Here is a 21,488-nt window from a genome sequence, read left to right on the forward strand (position 1 = left end):
GGGCACGGGCGGCAGGCCAGAGGACGCGGCCCAGCCAATGGAACCCAGACCACAAGACCCAGGCGACAGAACCCGGGGCAGGACCCAGACGGCAGGGTTCAAATGCCGGGCTCGCCTTTGCCTGCCGGCGGTCCCACCCACCAGCACCCGCCTGCCCGCTTCCCGCTGCCGGCATCGGATGGCCCGTCCTGCCCGTTCTCCGTGGGGCGTGACGCTGCCGGGCGGCCGTGGGGCGGCGCCGGGGTAGCGCGCCGCCCCGAACCGGTGCATTCAGGCAATGTTCCGTGGGAACGAACAAGCGCGAGGCGCCCATGCCTTTTATCGAGACCCGCGACGGGACGCCGCTGTTCCACCGGGACTGGGGCTCCGGCAGGCCGGTGGTGCTGATCCACGGCTGGCCGCTGAACGCCGACATGTGGGAATACCAGGCGCCCGTGCTGGCCGGGGAGGGGCTGCGCGTCGTCACCTACGACCGCCGCGGCTTCGGCCGCTCCGGCCAGCCCTGGGAGGGCTACGACTACGACACCCTGGCCGACGACCTCGCTGCGATCCTGGAGGCGCTCGACCTGCGCGAGGTGACGCTGGTGGGCTTCTCGATGGGCGGCGGCGAGGTCGCGCGCTACCTCAGCCGCCACGGCGCCTCGGGCCGCGTCAGCCGGGCGGTGTTCGTGTCCGCCGTCACGCCCTTTCTCCTCCGCGCCGAGGACAATCCCGGCGGCGTCGACCGCTCCGTCTTCGACAGCATGGTGGAGCAGCTGGAGGCCGACCGCCCCGCCTTTCTCGCGCAGTTCGGGCGGCAGTTCTTCGGCGCCGGGCTGCTGAGCCCCGGCGTCAGCCACGAGATCCTGCAATGGGCCGCGAACCTGGCGCTGGCGGCCTCGCCCAAGGCGACGCTGGACTGCGTCCGCGCCTTCTCGGAAACCGACTTCCGCACCGACCTCGCGCGCATCACCGTGCCGACGCTGGTGATCCACGGCGATGCCGACAGCACGGTGCCGATCGACAGCGCCGGCCGCCGCACCGCCGCGATGGTCCCCGGCGCCCGGCTGCTGGAATACCCCGGCGCGCCGCACGGGCTGTTCTTCACCGAGAAGGACCGGTTGAACCGGGATCTGCTGGCGTTCATCCGGGGCTGAGAGCGGCGCCCGGTTCCGCCGTGGCCAGGGAAGGGGAGAAAGAATTCTCCCCCTCCCCGGACCCCTCTCCCTCATCTTTTCCCGGGACGCTGCCGCAGGAACGTGGGGGATGCTGTGCGCTCCGGCTCACCGAGCCGGAGCGAGGGACGCGTCCGCCAGAGCTGACAGAAAGTCTTATTCGTTTCAGCAGCGCCGACGGCGACCGTACCGCGACGGACCTTCACCGTTCCCGCGGCAGCGTCTCAAAGAAAGATGAGAGGGGGTCCGGGGGAGAGAATTCCTTCTCTCCCCCGGCCACGGCAACGCCCCTTCACCGCACCTGCCCGCGCACGAAATCCACGAAGGCGCGCAGCGGGGCGGGCAGCAGGCGCCGGCCGGGGAAGTACAGGAAGGGGCCGGAGAAGGGCTGCCACCAGGGTTCCAGCACCGGCTCCAGCGCCCCGCGGGTGAGCCAGGGCTGCAGCCAGTCCTCGAACAGGTGGATGATGCCCACCCCGGCTGCGGCGGCCTCGACGGCCAGGTCGGTCGCGGCGCCGAGGCTCACGCTCAGCGGCCCGGCGGGATCGACCCGCACCACCTCGCCGTCGCGCTCGAACTCCCAGGCCGGCTTCGCGCGGCCGGGAAAGCGCCCGTGCAGGCAGCTGTGGCGCAGCAGGTCGCGCGGATGTTCCGGGCGGCCGTGCCGCGCGAGGTAGTTGGGCGAGGCGGCGGTGGCGAAGCGCTGCACGCGCGGCCCGATCGGCACCGCGATCATGTCGCCTTCCAGCCTCTCGTCGTAGCGGATGCCGGCGTCGCAGCCCGCCGCCAGCAGGTCCACGAAATTGTCCTCGGCCACCACCTCCCGCCGGATCTCGGGGTAGAGCGCCAGGAAGCGCGGCACGAGGGCCGGCAGCACCAGCCGCGCCGCGCTGACCGGCACGTTCAGGCGCAGCGTTCCCGCCGGCCGGTCGCGGAACCCGTTCACCACGTCGATCGCGGCCGAAACCTCCGCCAGGGCGGGGCCCAGCCGCTCGATCAGCCGCGCGCCCGCCTCGGTCGGCGCGGTGGAGCGCGTGGTGCGATGGAGCAGCCGCACGCCGAGCTGCGCTTCCAGCCGCCGCACCGCCTCGCTCAGGCCCGAGGCGCTGGCCCCCGTGGCGCGCGCCGCTTCGCGGAAGCCGCCGGCGCGCGCCACCGACAGCAGGGCCTGAAGGTCACCGAGGTCGGGCTGCATCGTTCGCCGTTTCGCACAGGTCGTGCCGATTGTGCCGCGTTCCCGCGCAGCGCGGCAATGGCTAGCCTTCGCGCCACACCCGAGGAGCACCGCCATGACCGACCAGAACCGGACCACCGCCACCCCCGACGACCGGGCGACGGACCCCGCCGCCGCCGGCCGCTTCACGCTCGGCGAGCGCAGCGTGAAGCGGCTCGGCTACGGCGCCATGCAGCTGGCCGGGCGCGGCGTGTTCGGCCCGCCGAAGGACCACGGGGCGGCGCTGGCGGTGCTGCGCGCCGCGGTGGAGGCCGGGGTCGACCACATCGACACCAGCGACTTCTACGGACCGCACGTCACCAACCGGCTGATCCGCGAGGCGCTGCACCCCTACGACCGAGACCTGACGATCGTCACCAAGCTCGGCGCCCGGCGCGGCGCCGACGCCTCCTGGCTGCCGGCCTTCGCGCCGGAGGAGCTGCGCGCCGCGGTGCACAGCAACCTCCGCAACCTCGGGCTCGACGTGCTGGACGTGGTGAACCTGCGCTTCATGTTCGACGTGCACGGCCCGGCCGAGGGGCCGATCGAGGCGCCGCTCACCGTGCTGGCGGAGATGCAGCGCGAGGGGCTGATCCGCCACATCGGCCTGAGCAACGCCACGGCGAAGCAGGTTGCCGAGGCACGGCGCATCTGCCCGATCGTGTGCGTGCAGAACCAGTACAACCTGGCGCACCGCGACGACGACGCGCTGATCGACGCGCTGGCGGCGGACGGCATCGCCTACGTGCCGTTCTTCCCGCTGGGCGGCTTCTCGCCGCTGCAGTCCGACACGCTCTCGGCGGTGGCCGCGCGCCTCGGCGCCACGCCGATGCAGGTGGCGCTGGCCTGGCTGCTGCGCCGCGCGCCCAACATCCTGCTGATCCCGGGCACCTCGTCCGTGGCGCACCTGCGGGAAAACCTCGCCGCCGCGACGCTGGCGCTGCCGGACGAGGTGATGGCGGAGCTGGACGGCATCGCCCCGCGCGGCTGAGGCCGAGGAACGCTCCCTCGCCAGCCCGCGCAGGCGAGGGAGCGGCCGGGTGCCTGATGCGCCGCACCGTCCTGCGCGGCGGCTGAACCCCAGGCGTGACGGCGGGGGCTGTTCAGCGCCGCCGCGCGCCCGGGCTCGCCGCCTTCACCTGCCGCTCCGTGCTTCCACCAGCCGGCGCGGGATCAGCAGGATCAGCGCCGCGCCCACCACCAGGGTGACGCCCAGGAACAGGATCGCCGGTCCCGTGCCGCCGGTGACGTCGCTGACGCGCCCGACGATCCAGGGACCCAGGAAGCCCGAAAGATTGGCCAGCGAGTTGATCAGCGCCAGCCCCGCCGCCGCCGCCACGCCGCCCAGCATCGCGGTGGGAAGGTTCCAGAACAGCGCCGGGATCGAGATCAGCCCCGCGGTGGCGAGGCACAGCGCGAAAAGCCCCGGCAGCGGTGCGTCCGACCACAGCACCGACAGCCCCAGACCCACGGCGCCCAGCAGGAACAGCCCCGCGACGTGCCAGCGACGCTCCCCGGTGCGATCGGAGGAGCGGCTGACCAGCACCATGGTGACGATGCCGCACAGGCTCGGCAGCGCCGACATCAGCCCGATCAGGAGCGGGTCCGCCACGCCGAGCCGGCCGATCAGCGTCGGCAGCCAGAAGCCCAGCCCGTAGAGGCAAAGGTTGGCGATAAAGAAGGCGCCCGTCATCAGCAGGATCGCGCCGTTGCCCAGCAGCGAGCGCACGGCAATCGGCGTCTTGGCGCCCTGCTCGGCCGCGATGTCGGCCGCGATCGCCGCCTTCTCGCGCGCATCGAGCCAGTGCGCGTCCGCGACATGGTTGTCGAGCCACAGGTACAGCGCCACGCCGACCGCGAAGGACGGCACGGCCTCCACGATGAACAGCCACTGCCAGCCGTCCAGACCGCCCCAGCCCGACATGGCGTGCAGGATCAGCCCCGACAGCGGGCCGCCGATGAAGCCCGCCACGCCCAGGCCGATGAAGTAAACGCCGATCACCCGCCCGCGCCGGTCCGACGGGAACCAGGCGCTCAGGTAGTAGATCACGCCCGGCATGAACCCGGCCTCGGCCAGGCCCAGCAGGAAGCGCATCCCGTAGAACTGCCAGGGCTCGCGCACCAGGAAGGTGAGGCCCGAGATGATCGCCCAGGTCACCATGATGCGCGCGAGCCAGGTTCGTGCGCCGACACGGTGAAGGATCAGGTTGCTCGGCACCTCGAACAGGAAGTAGCCCAGGAAGAAGATGCCCGCGCCGATGCCGTAAACGCTGTCGCTGAAGCCCAGATCCGCCGACATCTGCAGCTTGGCGAAGCCGACATTCACCCGGTCGAGATAGGCCGCCAGGAAGGCCAGGATCAGCACCGGCACGATGCGCCGCGCGACCTTGGCATAGAGCACGTCGCGACTTACCGCTTCCGTTCCGGCCGGTGGCGACAAGGGCAGGGTCGCCCCGGCGTGCGGCGGGGCGAGGCGATCCGCCGCCACGACGCCGCCATCCCAGGCCGGCGTGGCCGTGCCACTGCCCGATGCGCCGTCCGGAGCGTCCCGCAGGACTCCGTCCGGCCTCATGCCTCGCGGCGCCCCGCCCATCTCATGGACCATATCCTCGCCTTTCCTCCGGAATCGCGCTCCTCGAACGGGAGCGTCTCGTTTCGCCGTTCAGCCCGCCGGAGGTTCTTCCAGCCGGTAGATGCGCCGCGCGTTGCCGGCGAAGACCGCGTCCACCACCCGCTGCTCGCGCGCGTCGAGGCCGCGCAGAACCGCGTCCATGATCGTTCCGAAGGGCGCGCTCAGCCCCGAAACGGGCAGGTTACTGGCGAAGATCGCCCGCTCGTGGCCGAAGATCGCCACGGTGTCGCGCACCACGCCGATGTTGCCCTCATGGTCCCAGACACCGCCGCGCAGCCCCATTTCCGACAGCTTCACCGAAACGTCCGCGCAGTCGGCCAGCGCCGCCATGCCGCGCCGCCATGCCGCCAGCCCTTCCGCGGAGCGGTCGAGCGGCAGGCCGCAATGGTTCAGCACCACCCGCAGCCCCGGCACCTGCCGCACCACCGCCGCGGCCTCGGCCAGGTGCCACCAGGGCACGCGCAGGTCCCAGCTGAGGCCCAGCGCCGGCAGCCGCGCCAGCCCCTCCAGCCAGCGCGGATCGTCCATCGTGCCGGGCTGCCCGCGCACGCTCCCATCCGGCGTCGCGGCGGTGACGGGCTTGGAGCGGATGCCGCGCATCAGCGGCGAGCGTGCCTGGGCTTCCAGCACCTGTTGCGCATCGGGCTGATGAAAGAAGACGTGGCCCACCAGCGCGCTGGGCAGGCCGGTGCGCCCGTGCAGCGCTTCCAGCCAGCGCGTTTCGCCCAGCTGGTCGCCCCGGTCGTGCTCGGCCTCGACATGCACCGTCTGCACGACGTTCCAGGGCGCCGCGTCGTGCCGGAGGTCGTCGGGCAGGTAGTCGCGCAGGATCTGGCGGTATTCGCCCAGGAAGAAGCGCTCGCCTTCGTAGTCTTCCTGCAGCCAGGGATAATGCCCCTGCCTCAGGTCCCAGAAGTGGTGGTGCGCGTCCACGATCTCCCGTGGCACCGGACCCTGGTAGGGAGAGGCCGCAGCGGTTGCCAAAACGGCCTATCCCCGTGCCGGTCGGGTGGTGCGGCCGCGGGCAACGGGAATGCCGGCTGGGCGGAACAGCGACATGGCGACGGCTCCTCAGGGCTCTTTCTTGGAGGAAGCTAATGCCGCAGAGATGCTGCATGCAATCATTCTGTATGCAGATGAATGAATCGACGCGGCCGCCGTGGCACCCCGCTCAGGCGTGCCGCAGCCCCGGCACCGGGAAGACCCGGTCGTAGGCCCAGTTGAAGCAGAAGCCGTAGGCCACGTAGAAGCCGGCGATCGCCAGATCCATCACCAGCGCATCCCACAGCGTCATCCCCAGGTACCAGGCGATCGGCGGCAGCAGCAGCACCAGCAGCCCCGCCTCGAACAGCACCGCGTGCGCCACCCGCACGGGCAGGGTTTTGCGCACCGATCCGGTCAGGCGCAGCATCGCCCGGTCGAAGCCCCAGTTGTAGACGTAGTTCCACAGCGTCGCGACCACGGCGCTGCCGACGCCCACCACGCCCATCGCCTCGTGCGACAGGTTGAACAGCAGGTGCCCCAGCGGGATGATCAGCGCGAGGCCGATCACCTCGAAGCTCAGCGTGTGGCGGATACGGTCGGGAACGGTGCGCATCGCAGCGGTACTCTCGCGGTCAGTTCGGAGGGCGCCTTCCTATCGCCTGGACCCGCGTTCTCAAGTCAGGTTCCATCTGTCAAACAGATAGGCCGGGGAAGGGCGCCGCGTGGTCTCGCTGGAACAGTTGCAAAGCTTCGTGGCCGCGGCCGAGACCGGGTCCTTCTCCGCCGCCGCGCGCCGGCTGCGAAAGGCGCAGTCCGCCGTCAGCACCCAGGTCGCCAACCTGGAGACCGACCTCAACCTCGCGCTGTTCCGCCGCGACGGCCGCATGCCCACCCTCACCCCGGCCGGCGAGCGCCTGCTGGCCGAGGCGCGCGTGGTGCTCGACCGGCGGGAGCACCTGATCGGCGTCGCCCGCTCGCTCGAGGAGCACGTCGAGAACCGCCTCGTCCTCGCCATCGACGAGCTGTATCCGGAGCACGCCCTGGGTGCCCTCTTCGCGGAATTCGCCGCCCGCTTCCCGACCGTGGAGCTGGAGATCCTGTTTCCGCTGATGGAGGATGTCAGCCGCCTGGTGCTCGACGGCGGCGCCGATCTCGGCGTGATGTGGCGGCAGGAGGTGCTGCCCACCGAGCTCGGCTTCCACACGCTGGGCTGGGTGCCGCTCAAGCTCGTCTGCGGCCGCGGCCACCCCCTGGCGCGGGGCAGCACGGTGCCGGCGGAAACCGCCCCCGCGTGGCCTGGGAGGAGCTGAAGCGTCACCGCCAGATCATGGTCGCCGCCCGCACCGACGGGCCCGAGAAGCGCCGGTTGCGCGTCGCCGCCGAGGTCTGGTGGGTCGAGAGCCACTGGGTGATCCTGGAAATGGCCAAGCACAATATCGGCTGGGCCTTCGTGTCGGACCACGTGATCGCCGCCTCGCCCACCCGCGACGACCTCGTGCTGCCGGAGCTGGAGTTCGACGGCGGCGACTGGCCCGTGGCGCTGGAGATGGTGTGGCACAAGCAGCGCCCATGCGGCCCCGCCGCCCGCTGGCTGCGCGAGCGCCTGGCCGCCGACCGCGTGGGCGCCCTGCGGCGGGAGGCCGTGCCCTAGGGCGTGGTGCGGGGCGGCCGACGGTTGCGGGAAGGGCGCAGCGGCCCGCTTCCCGCCGCCTCCGGTCCGAAGCGGGCGCCCGTGATGGCGATCCGAACAGCCGGATCGGGCCGAGAACGGAATGCCCGCTTCCATGTGCGGTGTCCGGGCAGGCAGCCACCATGCGGCAGTGGTCGGCCTCCGCACTGGTCGAGGCCTGGAACATGTCCCGCAGGGCCTACTCGGCCTTTCTGGCGCGGTCGTATGCGGCGCCGGCTTCATTGATCGCATCGCCGTGCGCGAGCGCCCAACCGCAGAGCGCCTCGAAGGGCTGACGCAGCGAATGGCCCAACGGCGTGATGGCGTATTCCACGCCGATCGGCGCCGTCGGCAGCACGGTCCGCGTCACCAGCCCGTTCCGCTCCAGGCGCTTCAGCGCGTCCGCCAGGGCCTTGTGGGTGATGCCGTCGAGGCGTCGCTTGATCTCGTTGAAGCGGGAAGGCTTCGGGCAGAGCACCGTGAGGATCAGGATGGTCCACTTGTCCGCGATCTTGTCCAGCACGGGGCGCACGCGCGCCATGTTGGACAGTGCGCAGGCGGAGAGAGCTTCCAGGTCGGTATCGTCGGCCATATCTAGGCTATCCGAAGTGCGTTCTTGCTACCAGATACACCATGTATATCTAAGCCGCCATCGTTGATGAGCAGGAGACGACGATGGCGCGGATGTTGAACAAGGTTGCCCTGGTGGTGGGTGGCGCGAGCGGCATCGGCCTTGCCACCGCCCGGCGGCTGGCAGCCGAAGGTGCAACGGTGTTTCTCACCGGGCGCCGTGCCGAGACGGTGGAGACGGCCTCCGCCACGATCGGCCGGGGAGCACGCGGTCTCGTCGCGGATGCCAGCGTGGCAACGGACATGGCAGCGGCCGTCGCCGCGGTGCGGGACACGCATGGCCGTATCGACGCGCTGGTGCTCAATGCCGGGATCTCCGAACCGGCCCTGCTGACGGAGGAAACGCCCGAGCATGTCGACCGGCACTTCCTGGTCAACGTGCGCGGCCCCGTTCTCGCCTTCCATGCGGCGATCGGTGCCATGGGCGAGGGCGGCTCGGTCGTGCTGATCGGCTCGATCGCGGACACGGTGGGGATTCCCCACTACGGCACCTACGCCGCCACCAAGGCGGCGCTGCGGTCCTACGCGCGCACCTGGACCGCGGAACTGGCGCCGCGCGGCATCCGCGTGAACGTCGTCAGCCCCGGACCCACGGACACGGCGATGATGGCGGCCACGACGGACGAGGTGCGTGCGGCGCTGGTCGGACAGATCCCGCTCGGCCGCATGGCGCGCCCGGAGGAGGTTGCGGCGGCAGCGCTGTTTCTTCTCAGCGACGAGGCGAGCTTCATCGCGGGTGCGGAGCTTTGCGTCGACGGTGGAATGCGGCAGGTCTGACACCGTTACGGCTCAACGAGGGACACGCGTTCTCGCGGCCGCCGGTCGCGCGCCGACCGCTGGCCCCTACCTTGCGAGAACATCCAGACGCAGCGTGGCCAGACGCAGCGTGACCAGAGGCGGTGTGGCCAGACGTGGTGTGGTATGCCCACGTTCGAGCTGCCGGTGACAGCATGCGGAGGGCCGAACGGGCGCGAAGCCGCCGCTGACCGGCTGGTTTATGTCGGCTCCCACCTGGCCCATTCCTCCGGCGGCCACTGGCACGACCGTCGGCACGAACTGTGACGCGCCCCGGGCCGGGACAGGCGACGTCGCCCTCCCGGCCGCAGCACCACCATCCGAACCTCAGCCCTCCCCCGGCACCGCCGACCCCCGAACGCGCCGGGTGGTCACCACCGCCGGGCAGCGCCGGCAGGCGTCGCGCCCCCGCTGCCGCCACCACAGGCATTCGGCCCGGATGGCGCAGGGCGGCAGCCGCTCCACCGCCGGCGCCAGGCGTTCCACGATGCCGTCCGCCAGCCGGCAGCGCGTCCCCTCATGATGGAGGCAGGCGCCGCCCGCGCAGGGTGCCGCGACGCGCAGCACCTCGCCCATCCGCAGCGGTGCCAGCACGGCCGGCAGCGCGGGCGGAACCGGGCGTGGCGTGCCCAGGTGCCGCACCCGCGGCGCCTCGGCCGGGCCTTCCACGACGCCGATGATCCGGGCGCCCGGCAGCGTCGCCGGGGCGCTGGGGCAGAGCGGGGGCGGGACCATCCCCGCCTCCGTCACCAGGGTTTCCGGCCGGCCGGGCATGGTGCCGCGCCGTCCTCAGGACACCGCGTAGGACAGCGCCGCGCCGCCGCCCAGCCCGCCCACCGCCGCCCCGACCGTGCCGCCGAGCCCGCCGCCGATGATGGAGCCGGCCAGCGCCCCGGCCGCGTCGGCGGCGATGACCCCGGGCGCGCGGGAACGCTCCAGGCTGCGGGCCCGGTCGGCGCTGTTGGCGGCGACGTTCATAAACAGCAGCAGCACCGGGCCGCAGCCCGCCTGCTCGGCCTCGTCGCGCAGGGCGCTGATCCGCTGGTGTCCCCGCTCGGCGGTGAAGCCGTCCTCGCCCAGCATCCGCATCACCGCGGTGATCGTGCCGGCCTCCGCCTCGCTCACCAGCTTCTGTTCCCGCGCGGTGCGGACCAGCTCCTCGTGCCAGGCCGTCTTCTGCGCCTCGGTCATCCGGGCGTAGGGCGGCAGCCGATCCAGCAGCTGATCGTGCAGCGCCCCGGCCATGCGGGCGATCTGCATCGCCAGCCCCGCCTCCTCGCGCCCGTCGGCCAGCGCGGCCTGTGGCAGCGCGCTGCCCAGCTGCGACAGCGGGCCCGTGGCGACGAGGCCCAGCGTGATCACCGGCGCTTCCGCCATCGCGGCCAGCTTGCCGGAACCGGCAGCCTGGCTGGCCTGGGCGCGCAGCACCGCGGCCGAGATGGTTTCCACGAAGCTGTCGAGGGAAATGTCCTTGGTGACGCGAGCCATGTTTGGCCTCCTGCCGGGTTGCAACAGGGTGGAGCGTGACGCGGGTTTCTCTGTCCGAACAAACGAAAACAGTGCGTTAGAGGAAAACTTCGGATTTCGTGGAGTTGTGGGCCGCTCCCGCAGCCCCACCCGGGCGGGCGGCCCTGCCATCCCACCTCCATCCCCGAGCGACGGCGCTTCGGGCAATCGCTGCTGGGCGGGCGCCATGGCCGTTGCGGTGCTGACGCAGCGGTGACCGCGCGCCGTCTTTCCGGGCGCGGCGGGCTGCCGCAAAAGCCACTGCGCCGCGCCGCCGGCGTCCCCGAGGTTTCACGCAAGCCGCGCTTGCGGTGGATGGGCCGGGGGCGCCAAAATCGCCACGATTTCCGACGATGGGCTGCCCCGTCGCGCAAGCCCCGGGGCCCGTCCCGGGCCCGACACCGAGTTTCAGCCGGAGGACCCGAGATGAACGACCTGTCCAACCCCGCCAGCAAGACCACCGGTCGCCTCAAGCCCGGCGTCGTCACCGGCCAGGACTACCTGACGCTGCTGGAAGCCTGCCGCGACGGCGGCTACGCCCTGCCGGCGGTGAACGTGGTCGGCACCAACAGCATCAACGCGGTGCTCGAGGCCGCGGCCAAGAACAAGTCCGACGTGATCATCCAGCTTTCCAACGGCGGCGCGAAGTTCTTCGCCGGCGAAGGCTGCCCCGACGGCAACGCCGCCCGCGTGCTCGGCGCCGTTTCGGCAGCGCAGCACGTCCACACGGTGGCCGCCGCCTACGGCATCTGCGTGGTGCTGCACACCGACCACGCCGACCGCTCGCTGCTGCCCTGGGTCAACAGCATGATCGACCACGGCGAGGAGTTCATGAAGCGGACCGGCAAGCCGCTCTTCTCGTCGCACATGATCGACCTGTCGGCCGAGCCGCTCGACACCAACATCGCCGAGTGCGCCACGGTGCTCAAGCGCATGGCGCCGCTGGGCATGAGCCTGGAGATCGAGCTCGGCGTCACCGGCGGCGAGGAGGACGGCATCGGCCACGACGTGGAGGAGAGCGCCGACAACGCCCACCTCTACACCCAGCCCGAGGACGTTCTGAAGGCCTGGGAAGCGCTGACCCCGCTGGGCCACGTCACCATGGCGGCCTCCTTCGGCAACGTCCACGGCGTCTACGCGCCGGGCAACGTCAAGCTGCGCCCCGAGATCCTCAAGGCCTCGCAGGACGCGGTGGCGGCGAAGTTCGGCGGCGGCGATAAGCCGATGGCGCTGGTGTTCCACGGCGGCTCGGGCTCCGAGAAGAGCAAGATCACCGAGGCGGTGGGCTACGGCGTGTTCAAGATGAACATCGACACCGACACGCAGTTCGCCTTTGCGGAGCCGGTGGGCGCCTACGTCGACGCCAACCCCGTCGCCTTCAAGCACCAGATCGACCCGGCCACCGGCAAGCCGCAGAAGAAGCTCTACGACCCGCGCAAGTGGCTGCGCGCGGGTGAGAAGGGCATCGTGAAGCGCCTCGACGAGGCCTTCGCCGACCTGGGCTCCGCCGGCCGCACGCTGGCGGGCTGAACCGGACCTGATCCTCGCCGCGGCGGCCGTGACACACGGTTCGCCGCGCGCCCTCTGTCCCCGGAACGGCCGGCGCTCCCCGCGCCACCGGTTCCGGGCTTTGCCCCGCGGCCCCTGGCGGCCGCGGCGGAACCTGCCCGGTTGTGCGGCGTTGAATACGCAATCCGCATACTCCTGGGAGGTTCTGGAACATGACCAGCAGCAAGCACCTCAAGGGCGGCCCCGAGCCCAGGCCCAACGAGGAAGGGCTGATGAGCGACACGCCCCGCCCGCCCGATGATCTCGATCGCGATCCGGGCATCAACTCCTCCAAGGGCGTGTTCGGCCGCGGCACCGATCCGGCGGCCATCCGGGCCGACAACACCGTCGAGGGCGACACGCTGAACGACACCGACGCCCAGGGCGGCGTCGATCCGGATCAGCGCGGCCGCACCAACAAGTAGCGGGGGCAAGTCGCCGCGGCGCCGCCCGCTCCGGCCCGCCATCGCGCGGCCGGGACGGGGGCGTCGGAAGGGAGATTCCCATGGAAGAACCCAGGCTCGTGACGATTGAGCTTCAGGGGCGGACCTTTACCGGCAGCTATCGCGTGGAGGGCGACCTCGTGCGCGTGACGGCCGATCCCTACGGCAGCGAGGAGGATGCCCGCCTCGACGGCGCCGACCCGCACGACGTGGCGCAGGGCCTCCTGCTGGAGATGATCCGCCGCAAGGAAGACCTGTAGCGCCGCACGCGCGCGACACCAGGGCGAAGGAGGAGGCCAGGATGGCCCAGAGCAAGCATGACCCGGGCGATGCCGTACCGCCCGGCGTGGCGGTGGAGGAACCCGCCCCGCTGAGCGCGGAGGACCTCGCGGTGAAGCGACGCCTCGAGAAGCTGGGCAGCGAGGCCAACAGCTCCGAAGCCCGCGGGCCCCAGGCCGAGCCGAACCGGGAAGGCGGCCGCCGGGCCTGAAAGGGCGGCCGCCGGACACCCGGAGGCCGGTGCTCCCTCATCCTCGCGCGCCGTCGCCTGGGGCGGCATGGCGCGCGGCCCGGGCAGGCTGCCCGGCGCCGGCCCTACTCCGCCGGCACGCCGCCGCGCCCCGAAGGCACCGGCGCCATCGCCTCGAACACGCCGTCGCGCCGCACCAGCGCGTGAAACAGCGCCGCCGCCAGGTGCACCAGGATCAGCGCGAAGAAGGCGAAGGCCAGGGTGAAATGCGCGTTCCACAGGATCGCGTGGGTCGCCTCGCTGGGCGGCAGGATCGGCGGCAGCGTGAAGCCGCCCCACATCACCACCGGGTAGTTCGCGGCCGACAGCATCGCCCAGCCGATGACCGGCATCGCGATCATCAGCCCGTAGAAGACCCAGTGCGACAGCTTGGCCGCGAGCTTCATCGGCTCGGGCATGTCGGGCGGCAGCGGCGGCGCCCCGAAGCGCAGCCGCACCGCCAGGCGGAGGATCGCCAGAACCAGGATCGCGATCCCCAGCGGCCGGTGGATCGATACCAGCGTCACGTATTTCGTGGTGATCGTGGACACCATGCCGACGCCGATAAACAGCATCGCCAGGATGCAGGCCGCCATCGTCCAGTGCAGCAGGCGCTGGGTCGCGGTGAAGCGGCCCAGCGGCGCGAACGCCGTCGCGGCGGTGGGGGCGGGCGTGACGGTGGGCACGGTGGCGCTCATGGCCGGGCTCCGACGGCGGCGGTGCGGGGATAATGGCCGCTCTCGGCCGTGCGCCGGTCGAAGGACTTGGCGTAGGCGGCCGAGCGCGCGGCGGGGAAGGGGTCGTCCGAGGTCCGCATCCCGTCCGGCAGCACCGTCGGGTCGTAGTTGATCTCGCGGCACGGCCCGTCGGCCTCCGCCTGCACCGCGCTCAGCACCAGCGTGCCCGCCTCCACCGTGCGCCGGTCCTCGGGCCACGCCTTGCTCGGGTCGGCCGTGGGATCGCCCGGATTCGCCACGGTCACCGTCATGCGCCAGCGCACGGGACCGGAGGCGAGCCGCTGCCGGATCTCACCCTCCAGGAAGGAGGCGTCGCGCCGCTCCAGCTCCTCGTGCGGAATTGGCATGGGCGTCGCCTCGGGCTGCATCGACCAGCGCACCGTGCTGTTGCGCCCGGAGGCATCGGTGAACACGAAGGAGTTGATGCTGTTGTAGCGCTCCTCGGCGAAAGAGCCGGTCCAGGGCGCCGTCTTGGCCCAGGCACCGAAATTTCCCAGCTCCGGATGCGCCGCGGCGAAGGCGGGCATGGCGCCCGGGTCCTTGCTCGCGCTCGCCTGCATCAGCCCGTAGAAGGCCTGCGGCGTCGACACCGGAAAGAAGGGCAGGTCGATCATGGCGGAGCGCCATTCCCCGCCATCCGGGGTCCGCACCTGCAGGCTCATGCCCCGCACCCGCGCGCTCGCATCCGTCGCCACGGGATCGGTGACACCCAGGTTCAGGCGGCCCACCACCGGGTAGCTGCCCTGCGCCATCATCTGCGCCCGCGACAGCGCCGCGCCGGCGCCGCTGGCCTCGAAGGAGCCGGTGAAGCACAGCCCCTTGGCGTGGTTGCGCCGGTGCCCCAGCCGCGCGTCGGTGTCGGGGCCGAAGGCGTCCACCATCCTGTTCGGGGTGATCCGGTCGGGCGAGAACCAGCCGGCGGTGTAGCCGAAGGCGGCGGCGGTGCCGCCCACCACCGCGGCGATGACGACCAGCGACCCGATCACGGATCGTGGCGGGGAAGGGCGGGGCTGCGGCATGGCCTCGGGTTCCGTGGCTGTGACGGGGCAGGGCACCGGGGCGGACCGGGGGCCTCACGGCCGTCCGGAACGATCGGTTCGGTCGGCAGGGTGCGGTGTTCCGCCGCCGCGTGGAAGACCGAAGGGCGGCGAAACCGGCAAAAACCCGCGAGGCGCGCGAAAACGAGGACTACCTGCACCCCAAAACCCTGGATGGCCTGCCAGCGCGAACGGTCGTGTCCCGGCGCCGACCGGGCGACCTCCGGCACCGGCAAAAGCCGCGCGACCCCCATGACACTGCCGCGCGCACCGGGGGCAAAGCCCCGTCGGCAAGGAAAGGCTTGCATGTCTGAGGCACCTGTTATAAGAATATAAACCTATAAAGGCGGCCGTTCGTCCGCATCGCAGGGAACCCGGCACGGGCCCGCATCCCCGGCAGAACGGAACCGGCCCCCGGCGGCGGCGTTGGGAAACACGACCCGAGAACCGGAACCGCCCCCTTGTCCGACCATCCCACCCCGCCCACGGCGGTGCCGCTCAGCAACGACGGCCGGCGGAATGACGATCCGCCGCGCCTGCCCTTCCTCCATATGTGGACCGGCCCGGACGGGCTCAGCCGCATCAACGAATCCCTGATGGGCGGCTTCGGGCTGAAGAGCGTCGGCGGCGGCGCCGCGCCGCAGTGGATGCGCCCCTTCCCGGGCGAGGTCGAGGCCGTCGCCTTCAACGTCCTGCCCGTGGGCTGGCTCGGGGAATGGCACGAGAGCCCCAAGCCGCAATGGGTGATCCCGCTGCGCGGCCGCTGGTTCATCGAGACGCAGGATGGCACGCGGGTCGAGATGGGGCCGGGTGACATCCATTTCGGCCAGGACCAGGACACCGCGGACCAGGACGGCCGCAAGGGCCACCGCTCCGGCACGGTGGGCGAGGAGCCCTGCTTCCAGATGATGGTGCAGTTCCGCCGCTCGCCCGGCGCCGCGACGCCCCATCCCTTCGGCTGAGGAACCGGGCGGCGGCACCCGCCCGGACCGGCACCCCGGTTTCCGGCGCCGCACCGGTGGCGACGGCACGATCGCGCCCCCAGTCCCGCGCCGACACCTCGTGGCCACCACGACGCGGCACGATGCCGCACCGCCAACCCCCACCGCCCGGATCGGGCGGCGGGGCCAACCGTCACGGCCGCTCGGTGGCGAGCTCGGGCAGCAGGCGGTTGATCACGCTGTAGTTCAGCGCCGTCCAGAACTCCGAGCCTTCGCCGGCCAGCGCGTTCTCGGAGGCCTCGATCGCCGCGTGATCCGGGCTGACGAGGTAGTCCTCCACGTCGTTGAGCGACGCGAAGGCCAGGATCGACACCGCGTCGATCAGGCTCCCCTCCGGGTCCTCCTGGGTGGAGCCGATGTTGTGCAGCTGGGCGTAGCGGCGAACGAACTCGTGCGTCGCGGGCTGCTGCATCACCAGCGCCGCGTGCTCGCCCAGCAGCCGTGCCTGGAACGCTTCGCGCGACAGTTCCGGCCGGCGGCGATGGATCTTCACCAGGCTCACCGGGTCGCGGTGCCGCGCGCTGGGGATCAGGATGTGCTCGCGCGCGATCTCGCGCGTCACCATGCGGAAGGCCACCTGCTCGTCGGCGATGATGCGCCTGGCGAACTTCTCCTGCCCCAGCGTCCGCTCGATATCGGCTTCCTCGGCGTAGACGATATAGGCGAGGCCGTCCCAGCGCGGCCGGCGGAAGACCGGCACGTGCCGCTCCGGCTCGGCCACCAGCCGGTCGCCCGCCTCCACCATGGCGCGATACGGCGGGCGGAAGAAGGAGGAAGGGCCCGAGGCCACGCGGTGCAACTGGTCGTAGCGCAGCACCAGCTCCGACGAGGAACCCGGCTCGTCATAAGCGAATTTCGGCCCGTGGACCTTTCGCCAGTATTCGTCCCAGTGCTCGAAAGCGAGGTTGGGATCGGGCTCGATCGCCAGCTGCTCCGGATGGCGGTCGGGGCGCTGTACCTCCTCCCCGTCGCGCCCCTTGCTCGACCCCTCGTCGCGCGGCCTCGCGCCGGGGGGCGTGTCGTCGACGCGGCTCACGAAGGTGGGCGTCACGATCAGCGGCTTCGTGGTGGCCGTGAAGGCTCGGCGCCCGGGCGCCCGATGGAGGTTGTCGGAGCGCGAAAACTCGGTGCTCATGGCGGATCTCCCGAAAAGCCGATGGGAAGGAAGCGTTCCCACCCACCGCCCGTGGCGGGTGGGGCGAAGCGCGCGCCGGCGGGATGGTTGCTGGTGGAACGGTCGGCGCACCGGCGGGATGCCGGCGGGCGGAAAGCACCGGCGCCGCGGGTCGCGAAGGCCGGCATCCCGCCCGCCGCCGCGACCTGGATCACCCAAGCCCCGCCCGGCGGCTCAGGGGATCAGCCGGTCCGCGCGCAGCTGCCCGAACAGCGCGAAGAAGGCGTCGTCGGTCGGCTGGTAGGCGGTGAAGCCCAGCCGCCGGCTCTTGCTCATGTCGGTCACCACCTCGATCGGGCGGCCGAGATCGGCGTCGGTGTGCCAGGGCGAAGCGAGGCGTGCGAGGTCGGGCTCCGCCAGCCCCTCGCGCTCGGCGATGCGGCGCCAGACCGGGGCGTCATTCGCCATTTGCGCTTCCAGCGGCTGCACCGTGCCGTCGAAAGGCGCGGGCTCCAGCCCGAACCAGTTCGCGATCCGGCCCCACATCCAGCTCCAGCGGAACACGTCGCCGTTGACCACGTTGAAGGCCTCGTTGCGCGCCGCCGGGGTGGTCGCGGCCCAGAGCAGCTGCTTGGCCAGCAGCCGCGCGTCGGTCATGTCGGTCAGGCCGTTCCACTGCGCCGGCGATCCGGGGAAGCGAAAGGGCCGGCCGAGCTCGCGGCACAGCGTGGCATAGACCGCCAGCGTGGTGCCCATGTTCATGGCATTGCCCACGGCCTTGCCGATCACGGTGTGCGGGCGATGCACGCTCCAGCCGAAACCGTCGCGCGCGGCGGCGGCGAAGACCTCGTCCTCCTGCGCGTAGTAGAAGTTCTCGACGTCGAGCCGACCCTGCTCCTCGCGGAACGGTGTTTGCGGCAGCACGCCCTTGCCGTAGGCCTCGAACGGGCCGAGGTAGTGCTTGAGCCCCGTCACCAGCGCCACGTGCCGCACGCTCGCGCCCGGACGTAGCCCGTCGAGGAGGTTGCGCACCATGGCGGCGTTGACGCGGATGTTCTCCGCTTCCGTGGGCTGCCGCAGCCAGGTGGTGATGAACACCGCCTCCGGCCGCAGGTCCCGCAGCGCCGCCGCGGTGCCAGCAGCATCCAGCAGGTCGGCCGCCACCGGATGCACGCCTTCCTGCGCGCCCGGCCGCCGCGCCAGCCCGTGAACCGTCCAGCCGCCCTCGCGCAGCACCGCCGCCGTGGCGCTGCCCACGATGCCGCTCGCCCCTACCACCAGTGCCGTACCGGCCATCACATGCTCTCCCGTGCTTGATCCGCGCGGGCAGGTAGGCAGGCCACGGAGGCTGGTCCAGACGGCACCGAAATGGGACATAGGCACCGGGAGGTAACCACCCATGCAACCCGGAACGCCCGACGAGGACTGGCGCGAGGACTGCGCGCCGCGCCGCGTGCTGGAAATCTTCGCCACCAAGTGGACCAGCATGATCCTGCACGCGCTGGACGCGCGACACGGCGGGGCGGCGCGCACCGGCGTGCTGCAGCGCTCGCTGCCCGGCATCTCCAAGAAGATGCTCACCCAGACGCTGCGCGAGATGGAGAACAGCGGCCTGATCACCCGCCATGTCGAGGGCACCGTGCCGCCCGCGGTGGAATACCGGCTCACCGCGCTGGGGCGGCGCTTCATCGAGCCGGTGGAGCTGCTCTACCGCTGGGGGCGCGACAACGCCGACGCGCTGGACCAGCTCGGCAGCCGGGCGACCGGGCGGCGGTAGGGGCGGCGGGAAAGCCGGGCGGGCGATGGCCGCCGGCGCCCGCCGGTCACGCCCCGGTCAGCCGCACCCTGTCTTTCGCGAAGCGCGGCTCACGCTGCAACGACCGTCGGCTGGTGGGCCACCATCCGCCATTGCCCCTGCTCCAGCGCCCAGACGGTCAGGGCGGCGACGTTGAGTTGCCGCGAACCGCTTGCCAGCTCGGCCCGCATCGCCAGCCGGTAGTTCACGAGCGCGGCGTCGCCGAACACCCTGACCGCCTCGATCCGGTGATCGGCGTCGAAGTACCGGACGGCACCGGCCCTGAACTTCGCCAGGTAGGTGCCCTTGCTGTCGACATGGCCGTCGGTGTGGCCGAACAGGAGGTCCTCATGCAGCAGCCGGTCGAGCGCGTCGGTGTCGGCCGCGACCATGGCGGCGACCCGCGCCCGTTCAAGCGCTTCCACGGCTGCGGTCTGCGAAGCCCGGTCGGTCATCATGGTCTCCGGCGGCTGGCGGGTTGCATGGGCGCGGGATCAGCCCGACCCGACGAACGGCGTGGGACAGTCATGCCGTTTCGATGCAGTCTGTAGCGTAAATACGGAGGCTTCAAGATGGGGCGGGGATCAGGCACGGGTGGCCCGACGCCGGACGGGGTGCTGGTCGCGAAGGCTGCTGCCCCGAAGGTGTCCCGTGGGGTGGGGCGCCCACGCAGCGAGGAAGCCCGGCGCGCGGTGCTGGACGCGGCCTACGCGATCCTCGTCGAGACGGGTCTCGGCCGCTTCTCCACCGAGGCGGTCGCATCGCGCTCCGGCGTGGCGCGCACCACGATCTATCGCTGGTGGCCGACCCGGGGCCTGCTCGCGATCGAGAGCTTCCTGGACGCTTTCCGGGCGCAGCTCGTTTACGCCGAAACCGGCGACCCGCTCACGGACTTCCGGGCGCTGCTGGACTCGCTGGTGCGGGTGCTGAGCGGGCCGGCGGGCCTGGTCGCCGCCTCGGTCATGGCCGAGGCGCAGAGCGATCCGGAAACGCGCCGGGTCTTCCTGGAAGTCTTCTCGGTGCCGCTGCGCCGGGAAAGCGCCCGCCTCCTGGGCCGCGGCATCGAGGGTGGCGTGCTTCGCGCGGACCTTGATCTGGCGGTGGTCCTCGATGCGGCCGTGGGGGCGGTCTATATGCGCCTCCTGCTCGGCCAGCCGCTCGATGCCGACTGGTCGAACCGCCTGGCGGACACCGTTCTGCGGGGCTGCCTGCCCGGCCCGGATCGCTAGGCGACTGGAGGCCCGGACCGGCCCCTGGCGGCGGCCCGCGGCGATCCTTTCCCGCGCATCGCGGGCAGGAAGGGGATGCGATGAGCGAAGAACAGGTTCCGCGCACCAAGTACCTGTCGGAAGAGGTCTGGCGCCGCTCGCTCGCGATGCAGCTGGAGAACCTGCGCCGGGTTCCCGGTGCCTCCGTGCAGGAAGTCCAGCGGACGCGGCGCCGCATCGCCCGCATCAGGGCCGACGGCCTGCCCGAATGGCGGGAACGCTACGATGCGGAGCATGGGAAAGGCGGTTGAAGCCTGCCACTCGCCCCGGCGACGGCGCGGGCGTGCCGCCGCCGGAACAGGGCAGGCGGGTGGTCAGGCCACGGTCCGGCGCCATGCGACGGCCAGCAGGCCGCGGCCGATCAGCAGCCCGCCGCCCGTGCGATTCACCGCGCGCCGCACGGCGGGCCTGCGGAGAGGCCCCGCGCGCCGGGGGGCAGCGCGTCGGGCACCGCGTTCACCGCGCCTCCCCGGGCAGCGCCGCCGCGACCTCGCCGATCAGCGTCCTCAGCCAGCGGTGCGCCGCGTCGTGCCGGTAGCGCACGTGCCAGGCCATCTCCACCGGAAAGGTTCCGAGGTCGACCGGCGGGGGCAGAACCTTCAGCCGCGGGTCCCGTGCCAGCCGGCGGCAGATCAGCCCGGGCAGTGTCGCGCAGTAGTCGGTGACGGCGACCATCTCGGCGACGGCGAAGAAGTTGGTGACCGAGATGGCGACCTCGCGCCGCAGCTGCTGCTGCGCCAGCGCCTGGAACAGCCCTGCCCGCATGCGGCCGGGCGGCACCACGTTGACGTGCCGGAGCCGCTCGAACTGCTCGCGGGTCATGCTGTCGCCGATCTCGGGATGGTCCGCCCGCACCACGCAGGCGAGGCCTTCATCCATCAGGTGCTGGACCACGAGGTTGTCGGGCGGGTCGGCGATGCGGCCGAGCACCAGCGCGGTGGTGCCGGACACGACGCCGGTTTCCGCCAGGTCGTTGCTGTAGGGGGTGAGGCGAAGCCTGATGCCGGGGGCGTCCCGCCGCAGCCGCGCCACGAGGGCGGGCACCAAGGCGAACTCGACGTAGCCGTTGGGCGCGACGGTCAGCAGCCGCTCGGCGCTGGCCGGGTCGAATTCCTGCTGGCCGAGCACCGCCTCGTCGAGCCTTGCCACGGCCTCGGCGATGGCGGGTGCCAGCGCCAGGGCGACCGGGGTCGGCTGGATGCCGTAGCGCTCGCGGATGAAGAGCTGGTCCTGCAGCGTGGCCCGCAGTCGCGACAGCGCGTTCGACAGCGCCGGCTGCGTCATGCCCAGGCGCTCCGCGGCGCGCGTGACGCTGCGCTCCTCCATCAGGGCGATGAAGATCGGCATGAGGTTGAGGTCGTAGCGCACGGGTTATAATGCCGACAGGATATCTGAACTCAAAACAATAAATTTCTGGAATACCTCTGGCGAGGCGATGCTGCACCCGTCCGCAG

Annotated in this window: 26 protein-coding genes; 13 read left to right on the forward strand and 13 right to left on the reverse strand. The window is 71.7% G+C overall.

The window, feature by feature from the left end; all coding sequences use genetic code 11:
- Positions 1 to 311 precede the first annotated feature (311 nt).
- Entirely contained in the window at positions 312 to 1,136 is an 825-nt protein-coding gene (locus tag ACFFGY_RS18155; RefSeq protein WP_377045967.1) for an alpha/beta fold hydrolase, read from the forward strand.
- A 310-nt stretch (positions 1,137 to 1,446) separates the two neighbouring features.
- Here ACFFGY_RS18155 and ACFFGY_RS18160 read toward each other — a convergent pair whose 3' ends face one another.
- Positions 1,447 to 2,349, reverse strand: a complete 903-nt coding sequence (locus tag ACFFGY_RS18160; RefSeq protein ID WP_377045936.1) for a LysR family transcriptional regulator — start codon at positions 2,347 to 2,349, stop codon at positions 1,447 to 1,449.
- A 94-nt stretch (positions 2,350 to 2,443) separates the two neighbouring features.
- Here ACFFGY_RS18160 and ACFFGY_RS18165 point away from each other — a divergent pair, with 94 nt between their 5' ends.
- Positions 2,444 to 3,358 (forward strand): aldo/keto reductase family oxidoreductase, encoded by a 915-nt coding sequence (locus ACFFGY_RS18165; protein WP_377045937.1) that lies wholly within the window; start codon positions 2,444 to 2,446, stop codon positions 3,356 to 3,358.
- Between the two features lie 144 nt (positions 3,359 to 3,502).
- On the opposite strand, the gene ACFFGY_RS18170 is transcribed toward ACFFGY_RS18165, so the two are convergent.
- From ACFFGY_RS18170 to ACFFGY_RS18180, 3 genes are all read right to left on the reverse strand, one after another.
- Entirely contained in the window at positions 3,503 to 4,939 is a 1,437-nt protein-coding gene (locus ACFFGY_RS18170; protein WP_377045938.1) for an MFS transporter, read from the reverse strand.
- Positions 4,940 to 5,029: 90 nt separating this feature from the next.
- Positions 5,030 to 5,983 (reverse strand): amidohydrolase family protein, encoded by a 954-nt coding sequence (locus ACFFGY_RS18175; RefSeq protein WP_377045939.1) that lies wholly within the window; start codon positions 5,981 to 5,983, stop codon positions 5,030 to 5,032.
- Between the two features lie 187 nt (positions 5,984 to 6,170).
- Positions 6,171 to 6,596 (reverse strand): PACE efflux transporter, encoded by a 426-nt coding sequence (locus tag ACFFGY_RS18180; protein WP_377045940.1) that lies wholly within the window; start codon positions 6,594 to 6,596, stop codon positions 6,171 to 6,173.
- Positions 6,597 to 6,705: 109 nt separating this feature from the next.
- On the opposite strand from ACFFGY_RS18180, the gene ACFFGY_RS22740 reads away from it, so the two are divergent.
- Entirely contained in the window at positions 6,706 to 7,293 is a 588-nt protein-coding gene (locus ACFFGY_RS22740; RefSeq protein ID WP_408905990.1) for a LysR family transcriptional regulator, read from the forward strand.
- A complete protein-coding gene (locus ACFFGY_RS22745; RefSeq protein WP_408905991.1) occupies positions 7,275 to 7,634 on the forward strand; it encodes a LysR substrate-binding domain-containing protein in 360 nt (119 codons plus the stop codon). The genes ACFFGY_RS22740 and ACFFGY_RS22745 overlap by 19 nt, the downstream gene beginning before the upstream one ends.
- 217 nt (positions 7,635 to 7,851) lie before the next feature.
- Here ACFFGY_RS22745 and ACFFGY_RS18190 read toward each other — a convergent pair whose 3' ends face one another.
- The gene (locus ACFFGY_RS18190) at positions 7,852 to 8,244 is read right to left on the reverse strand and encodes a winged helix-turn-helix transcriptional regulator (protein WP_377045941.1); all 393 of its coding nucleotides are present in this window, start codon (positions 8,242 to 8,244) and stop codon (positions 7,852 to 7,854) included.
- An 83-nt stretch (positions 8,245 to 8,327) separates the two neighbouring features.
- Between ACFFGY_RS18190 and ACFFGY_RS18195 the strand changes: the two genes are divergently transcribed.
- Positions 8,328 to 9,059, forward strand: a complete 732-nt coding sequence (locus tag ACFFGY_RS18195) for an SDR family NAD(P)-dependent oxidoreductase (RefSeq protein WP_377045942.1) — start codon at positions 8,328 to 8,330, stop codon at positions 9,057 to 9,059.
- Between the two features lie 345 nt (positions 9,060 to 9,404).
- On the opposite strand, the gene ACFFGY_RS18200 is transcribed toward ACFFGY_RS18195, so the two are convergent.
- Positions 9,405 to 9,851, reverse strand: coding sequence for a hypothetical protein (locus ACFFGY_RS18200; protein WP_377045943.1), 447 nt, complete (start codon positions 9,849 to 9,851; stop codon positions 9,405 to 9,407).
- A 15-nt stretch (positions 9,852 to 9,866) separates the two neighbouring features.
- Positions 9,867 to 10,565, reverse strand: coding sequence for a hypothetical protein (locus ACFFGY_RS18205; RefSeq protein ID WP_377045944.1), 699 nt, complete (start codon positions 10,563 to 10,565; stop codon positions 9,867 to 9,869).
- 444 nt (positions 10,566 to 11,009) lie between these two features.
- Between ACFFGY_RS18205 and fbaA the strand changes: the two genes are divergently transcribed.
- From fbaA to ACFFGY_RS18225, 4 genes are all read left to right on the forward strand, one after another.
- Complete coding sequence (fbaA, locus tag ACFFGY_RS18210; protein ID WP_377045945.1) at positions 11,010 to 12,113, forward strand: class II fructose-bisphosphate aldolase; 1,104 nt, start codon at positions 11,010 to 11,012, stop codon at positions 12,111 to 12,113.
- A gap of 191 nt (positions 12,114 to 12,304) precedes the next feature.
- Entirely contained in the window at positions 12,305 to 12,556 is a 252-nt protein-coding gene (locus ACFFGY_RS18215; protein WP_377045946.1) for a hypothetical protein, read from the forward strand.
- Positions 12,557 to 12,636: 80 nt separating this feature from the next.
- On the forward strand, positions 12,637 to 12,834 hold the full coding sequence (locus tag ACFFGY_RS18220; RefSeq protein WP_377045947.1) for a hypothetical protein: 198 nt from the start codon (positions 12,637 to 12,639) through the stop codon (positions 12,832 to 12,834).
- Positions 12,835 to 12,875: 41 nt separating this feature from the next.
- Entirely contained in the window at positions 12,876 to 13,064 is a 189-nt protein-coding gene (locus ACFFGY_RS18225; protein WP_377045948.1) for a hypothetical protein, read from the forward strand.
- A 104-nt stretch (positions 13,065 to 13,168) separates the two neighbouring features.
- On the opposite strand, the gene ACFFGY_RS18230 is transcribed toward ACFFGY_RS18225, so the two are convergent.
- Together ACFFGY_RS18230 and ACFFGY_RS18235 are read right to left on the reverse strand one after the other, a co-directional pair.
- A complete protein-coding gene (locus ACFFGY_RS18230; RefSeq protein ID WP_377045949.1) occupies positions 13,169 to 13,780 on the reverse strand; it encodes a cytochrome b in 612 nt (203 codons plus the stop codon).
- Complete coding sequence (locus ACFFGY_RS18235; RefSeq protein ID WP_377045950.1) at positions 13,777 to 14,838, reverse strand: catalase family peroxidase; 1,062 nt, start codon at positions 14,836 to 14,838, stop codon at positions 13,777 to 13,779. The genes ACFFGY_RS18230 and ACFFGY_RS18235 overlap by 4 nt, the downstream gene beginning before the upstream one ends.
- A 479-nt stretch (positions 14,839 to 15,317) precedes the next feature.
- Here ACFFGY_RS18235 and ACFFGY_RS18240 point away from each other — a divergent pair, with 479 nt between their 5' ends.
- Positions 15,318 to 15,818 (forward strand): cupin domain-containing protein, encoded by a 501-nt coding sequence (locus ACFFGY_RS18240; RefSeq protein ID WP_377045951.1) that lies wholly within the window; start codon positions 15,318 to 15,320, stop codon positions 15,816 to 15,818.
- A gap of 172 nt (positions 15,819 to 15,990) precedes the next feature.
- On the opposite strand, the gene ACFFGY_RS18245 is transcribed toward ACFFGY_RS18240, so the two are convergent.
- Both ACFFGY_RS18245 and ACFFGY_RS18250 read right to left on the reverse strand, forming a co-directional pair.
- Positions 15,991 to 16,992: an EthD domain-containing protein gene (locus tag ACFFGY_RS18245; protein ID WP_377045952.1), complete on the reverse strand. Its 1,002-nt coding sequence runs from the start codon at positions 16,990 to 16,992 to the stop codon at positions 15,991 to 15,993.
- 213 nt (positions 16,993 to 17,205) lie between these two features.
- Positions 17,206 to 18,267 carry an SDR family oxidoreductase gene (locus tag ACFFGY_RS18250; RefSeq protein ID WP_377045953.1) on the reverse strand — a complete coding sequence of 354 codons (1,062 nt, stop codon included), beginning with the start codon at positions 18,265 to 18,267 and terminating at the stop codon, positions 17,206 to 17,208.
- Positions 18,268 to 18,370: 103 nt separating this feature from the next.
- Between ACFFGY_RS18250 and ACFFGY_RS18255 the strand changes: the two genes are divergently transcribed.
- Positions 18,371 to 18,748 (forward strand): winged helix-turn-helix transcriptional regulator, encoded by a 378-nt coding sequence (locus ACFFGY_RS18255; RefSeq protein WP_377045954.1) that lies wholly within the window; start codon positions 18,371 to 18,373, stop codon positions 18,746 to 18,748.
- 89 nt (positions 18,749 to 18,837) lie between these two features.
- Here ACFFGY_RS18255 and ACFFGY_RS18260 read toward each other — a convergent pair whose 3' ends face one another.
- A complete protein-coding gene (locus tag ACFFGY_RS18260; protein WP_377045955.1) occupies positions 18,838 to 19,224 on the reverse strand; it encodes a nuclear transport factor 2 family protein in 387 nt (128 codons plus the stop codon).
- Positions 19,225 to 19,422: 198 nt separating this feature from the next.
- Between ACFFGY_RS18260 and ACFFGY_RS18265 the strand changes: the two genes are divergently transcribed.
- Together ACFFGY_RS18265 and ACFFGY_RS18270 are read left to right on the forward strand one after the other, a co-directional pair.
- Entirely contained in the window at positions 19,423 to 19,995 is a 573-nt protein-coding gene (locus ACFFGY_RS18265; RefSeq protein ID WP_377045956.1) for a TetR/AcrR family transcriptional regulator, read from the forward strand.
- An 80-nt stretch (positions 19,996 to 20,075) separates the two neighbouring features.
- Positions 20,076 to 20,285 (forward strand): hypothetical protein, encoded by a 210-nt coding sequence (locus ACFFGY_RS18270; RefSeq protein ID WP_377045957.1) that lies wholly within the window; start codon positions 20,076 to 20,078, stop codon positions 20,283 to 20,285.
- 205 nt (positions 20,286 to 20,490) lie between these two features.
- On the opposite strand, the gene ACFFGY_RS18275 is transcribed toward ACFFGY_RS18270, so the two are convergent.
- Positions 20,491 to 21,402 (reverse strand): LysR family transcriptional regulator, encoded by a 912-nt coding sequence (locus ACFFGY_RS18275; protein ID WP_377045958.1) that lies wholly within the window; start codon positions 21,400 to 21,402, stop codon positions 20,491 to 20,493.
- Positions 21,403 to 21,488 lie beyond the last annotated feature (86 nt).

The organism is Roseomonas elaeocarpi, assembly GCF_042433915.1.
In the GTDB taxonomy this organism is placed as follows: domain Bacteria; phylum Pseudomonadota; class Alphaproteobacteria; order Acetobacterales; family Acetobacteraceae; genus Roseomonas; species Roseomonas elaeocarpi.

Excerpts from the sequence above, each read along its gene's own strand:
- ACFFGY_RS18155 (WP_377045967.1), top strand. The coding sequence starts at position 312 with ATGCCTTTTATCGAGACCCGCGACGGGACGCCGCTGTTCCACCGGGAC.
- ACFFGY_RS18160 (WP_377045936.1), bottom strand. The coding sequence starts at position 2,349 with ATGCAGCCCGACCTCGGTGACCTTCAGGCCCTGCTGTCGGTGGCGCGC.
- ACFFGY_RS18165 (WP_377045937.1), top strand. The coding sequence starts at position 2,444 with ATGACCGACCAGAACCGGACCACCGCCACCCCCGACGACCGGGCGACG.
- ACFFGY_RS18170 (WP_377045938.1), bottom strand. The coding sequence starts at position 4,939 with ATGAGGCCGGACGGAGTCCTGCGGGACGCTCCGGACGGCGCATCGGGC.
- ACFFGY_RS18180 (WP_377045940.1), bottom strand. The coding sequence starts at position 6,596 with ATGCGCACCGTTCCCGACCGTATCCGCCACACGCTGAGCTTCGAGGTG.
- ACFFGY_RS18190 (WP_377045941.1), bottom strand. The coding sequence starts at position 8,244 with ATGGCCGACGATACCGACCTGGAAGCTCTCTCCGCCTGCGCACTGTCC.
- ACFFGY_RS18195 (WP_377045942.1), top strand. The coding sequence starts at position 8,328 with ATGGCGCGGATGTTGAACAAGGTTGCCCTGGTGGTGGGTGGCGCGAGC.
- ACFFGY_RS18200 (WP_377045943.1), bottom strand. The coding sequence starts at position 9,851 with ATGCCCGGCCGGCCGGAAACCCTGGTGACGGAGGCGGGGATGGTCCCG.
- ACFFGY_RS18205 (WP_377045944.1), bottom strand. The coding sequence starts at position 10,565 with ATGGCTCGCGTCACCAAGGACATTTCCCTCGACAGCTTCGTGGAAACC.
- fbaA (WP_377045945.1), top strand. The coding sequence starts at position 11,010 with ATGAACGACCTGTCCAACCCCGCCAGCAAGACCACCGGTCGCCTCAAG.
- ACFFGY_RS18215 (WP_377045946.1), top strand. The coding sequence starts at position 12,305 with ATGACCAGCAGCAAGCACCTCAAGGGCGGCCCCGAGCCCAGGCCCAAC.
- ACFFGY_RS18220 (WP_377045947.1), top strand. The coding sequence starts at position 12,637 with ATGGAAGAACCCAGGCTCGTGACGATTGAGCTTCAGGGGCGGACCTTT.
- ACFFGY_RS18225 (WP_377045948.1), top strand. The coding sequence starts at position 12,876 with ATGGCCCAGAGCAAGCATGACCCGGGCGATGCCGTACCGCCCGGCGTG.
- ACFFGY_RS18230 (WP_377045949.1), bottom strand. The coding sequence starts at position 13,780 with ATGAGCGCCACCGTGCCCACCGTCACGCCCGCCCCCACCGCCGCGACG.
- ACFFGY_RS18235 (WP_377045950.1), bottom strand. The coding sequence starts at position 14,838 with ATGCCGCAGCCCCGCCCTTCCCCGCCACGATCCGTGATCGGGTCGCTG.
- ACFFGY_RS18245 (WP_377045952.1), bottom strand. The coding sequence starts at position 16,992 with ATGAGCACCGAGTTTTCGCGCTCCGACAACCTCCATCGGGCGCCCGGG.
- ACFFGY_RS18250 (WP_377045953.1), bottom strand. The coding sequence starts at position 18,267 with ATGGCCGGTACGGCACTGGTGGTAGGGGCGAGCGGCATCGTGGGCAGC.
- ACFFGY_RS18255 (WP_377045954.1), top strand. The coding sequence starts at position 18,371 with ATGCAACCCGGAACGCCCGACGAGGACTGGCGCGAGGACTGCGCGCCG.
- ACFFGY_RS18260 (WP_377045955.1), bottom strand. The coding sequence starts at position 19,224 with ATGATGACCGACCGGGCTTCGCAGACCGCAGCCGTGGAAGCGCTTGAA.
- ACFFGY_RS18270 (WP_377045957.1), top strand. The coding sequence starts at position 20,076 with ATGAGCGAAGAACAGGTTCCGCGCACCAAGTACCTGTCGGAAGAGGTC.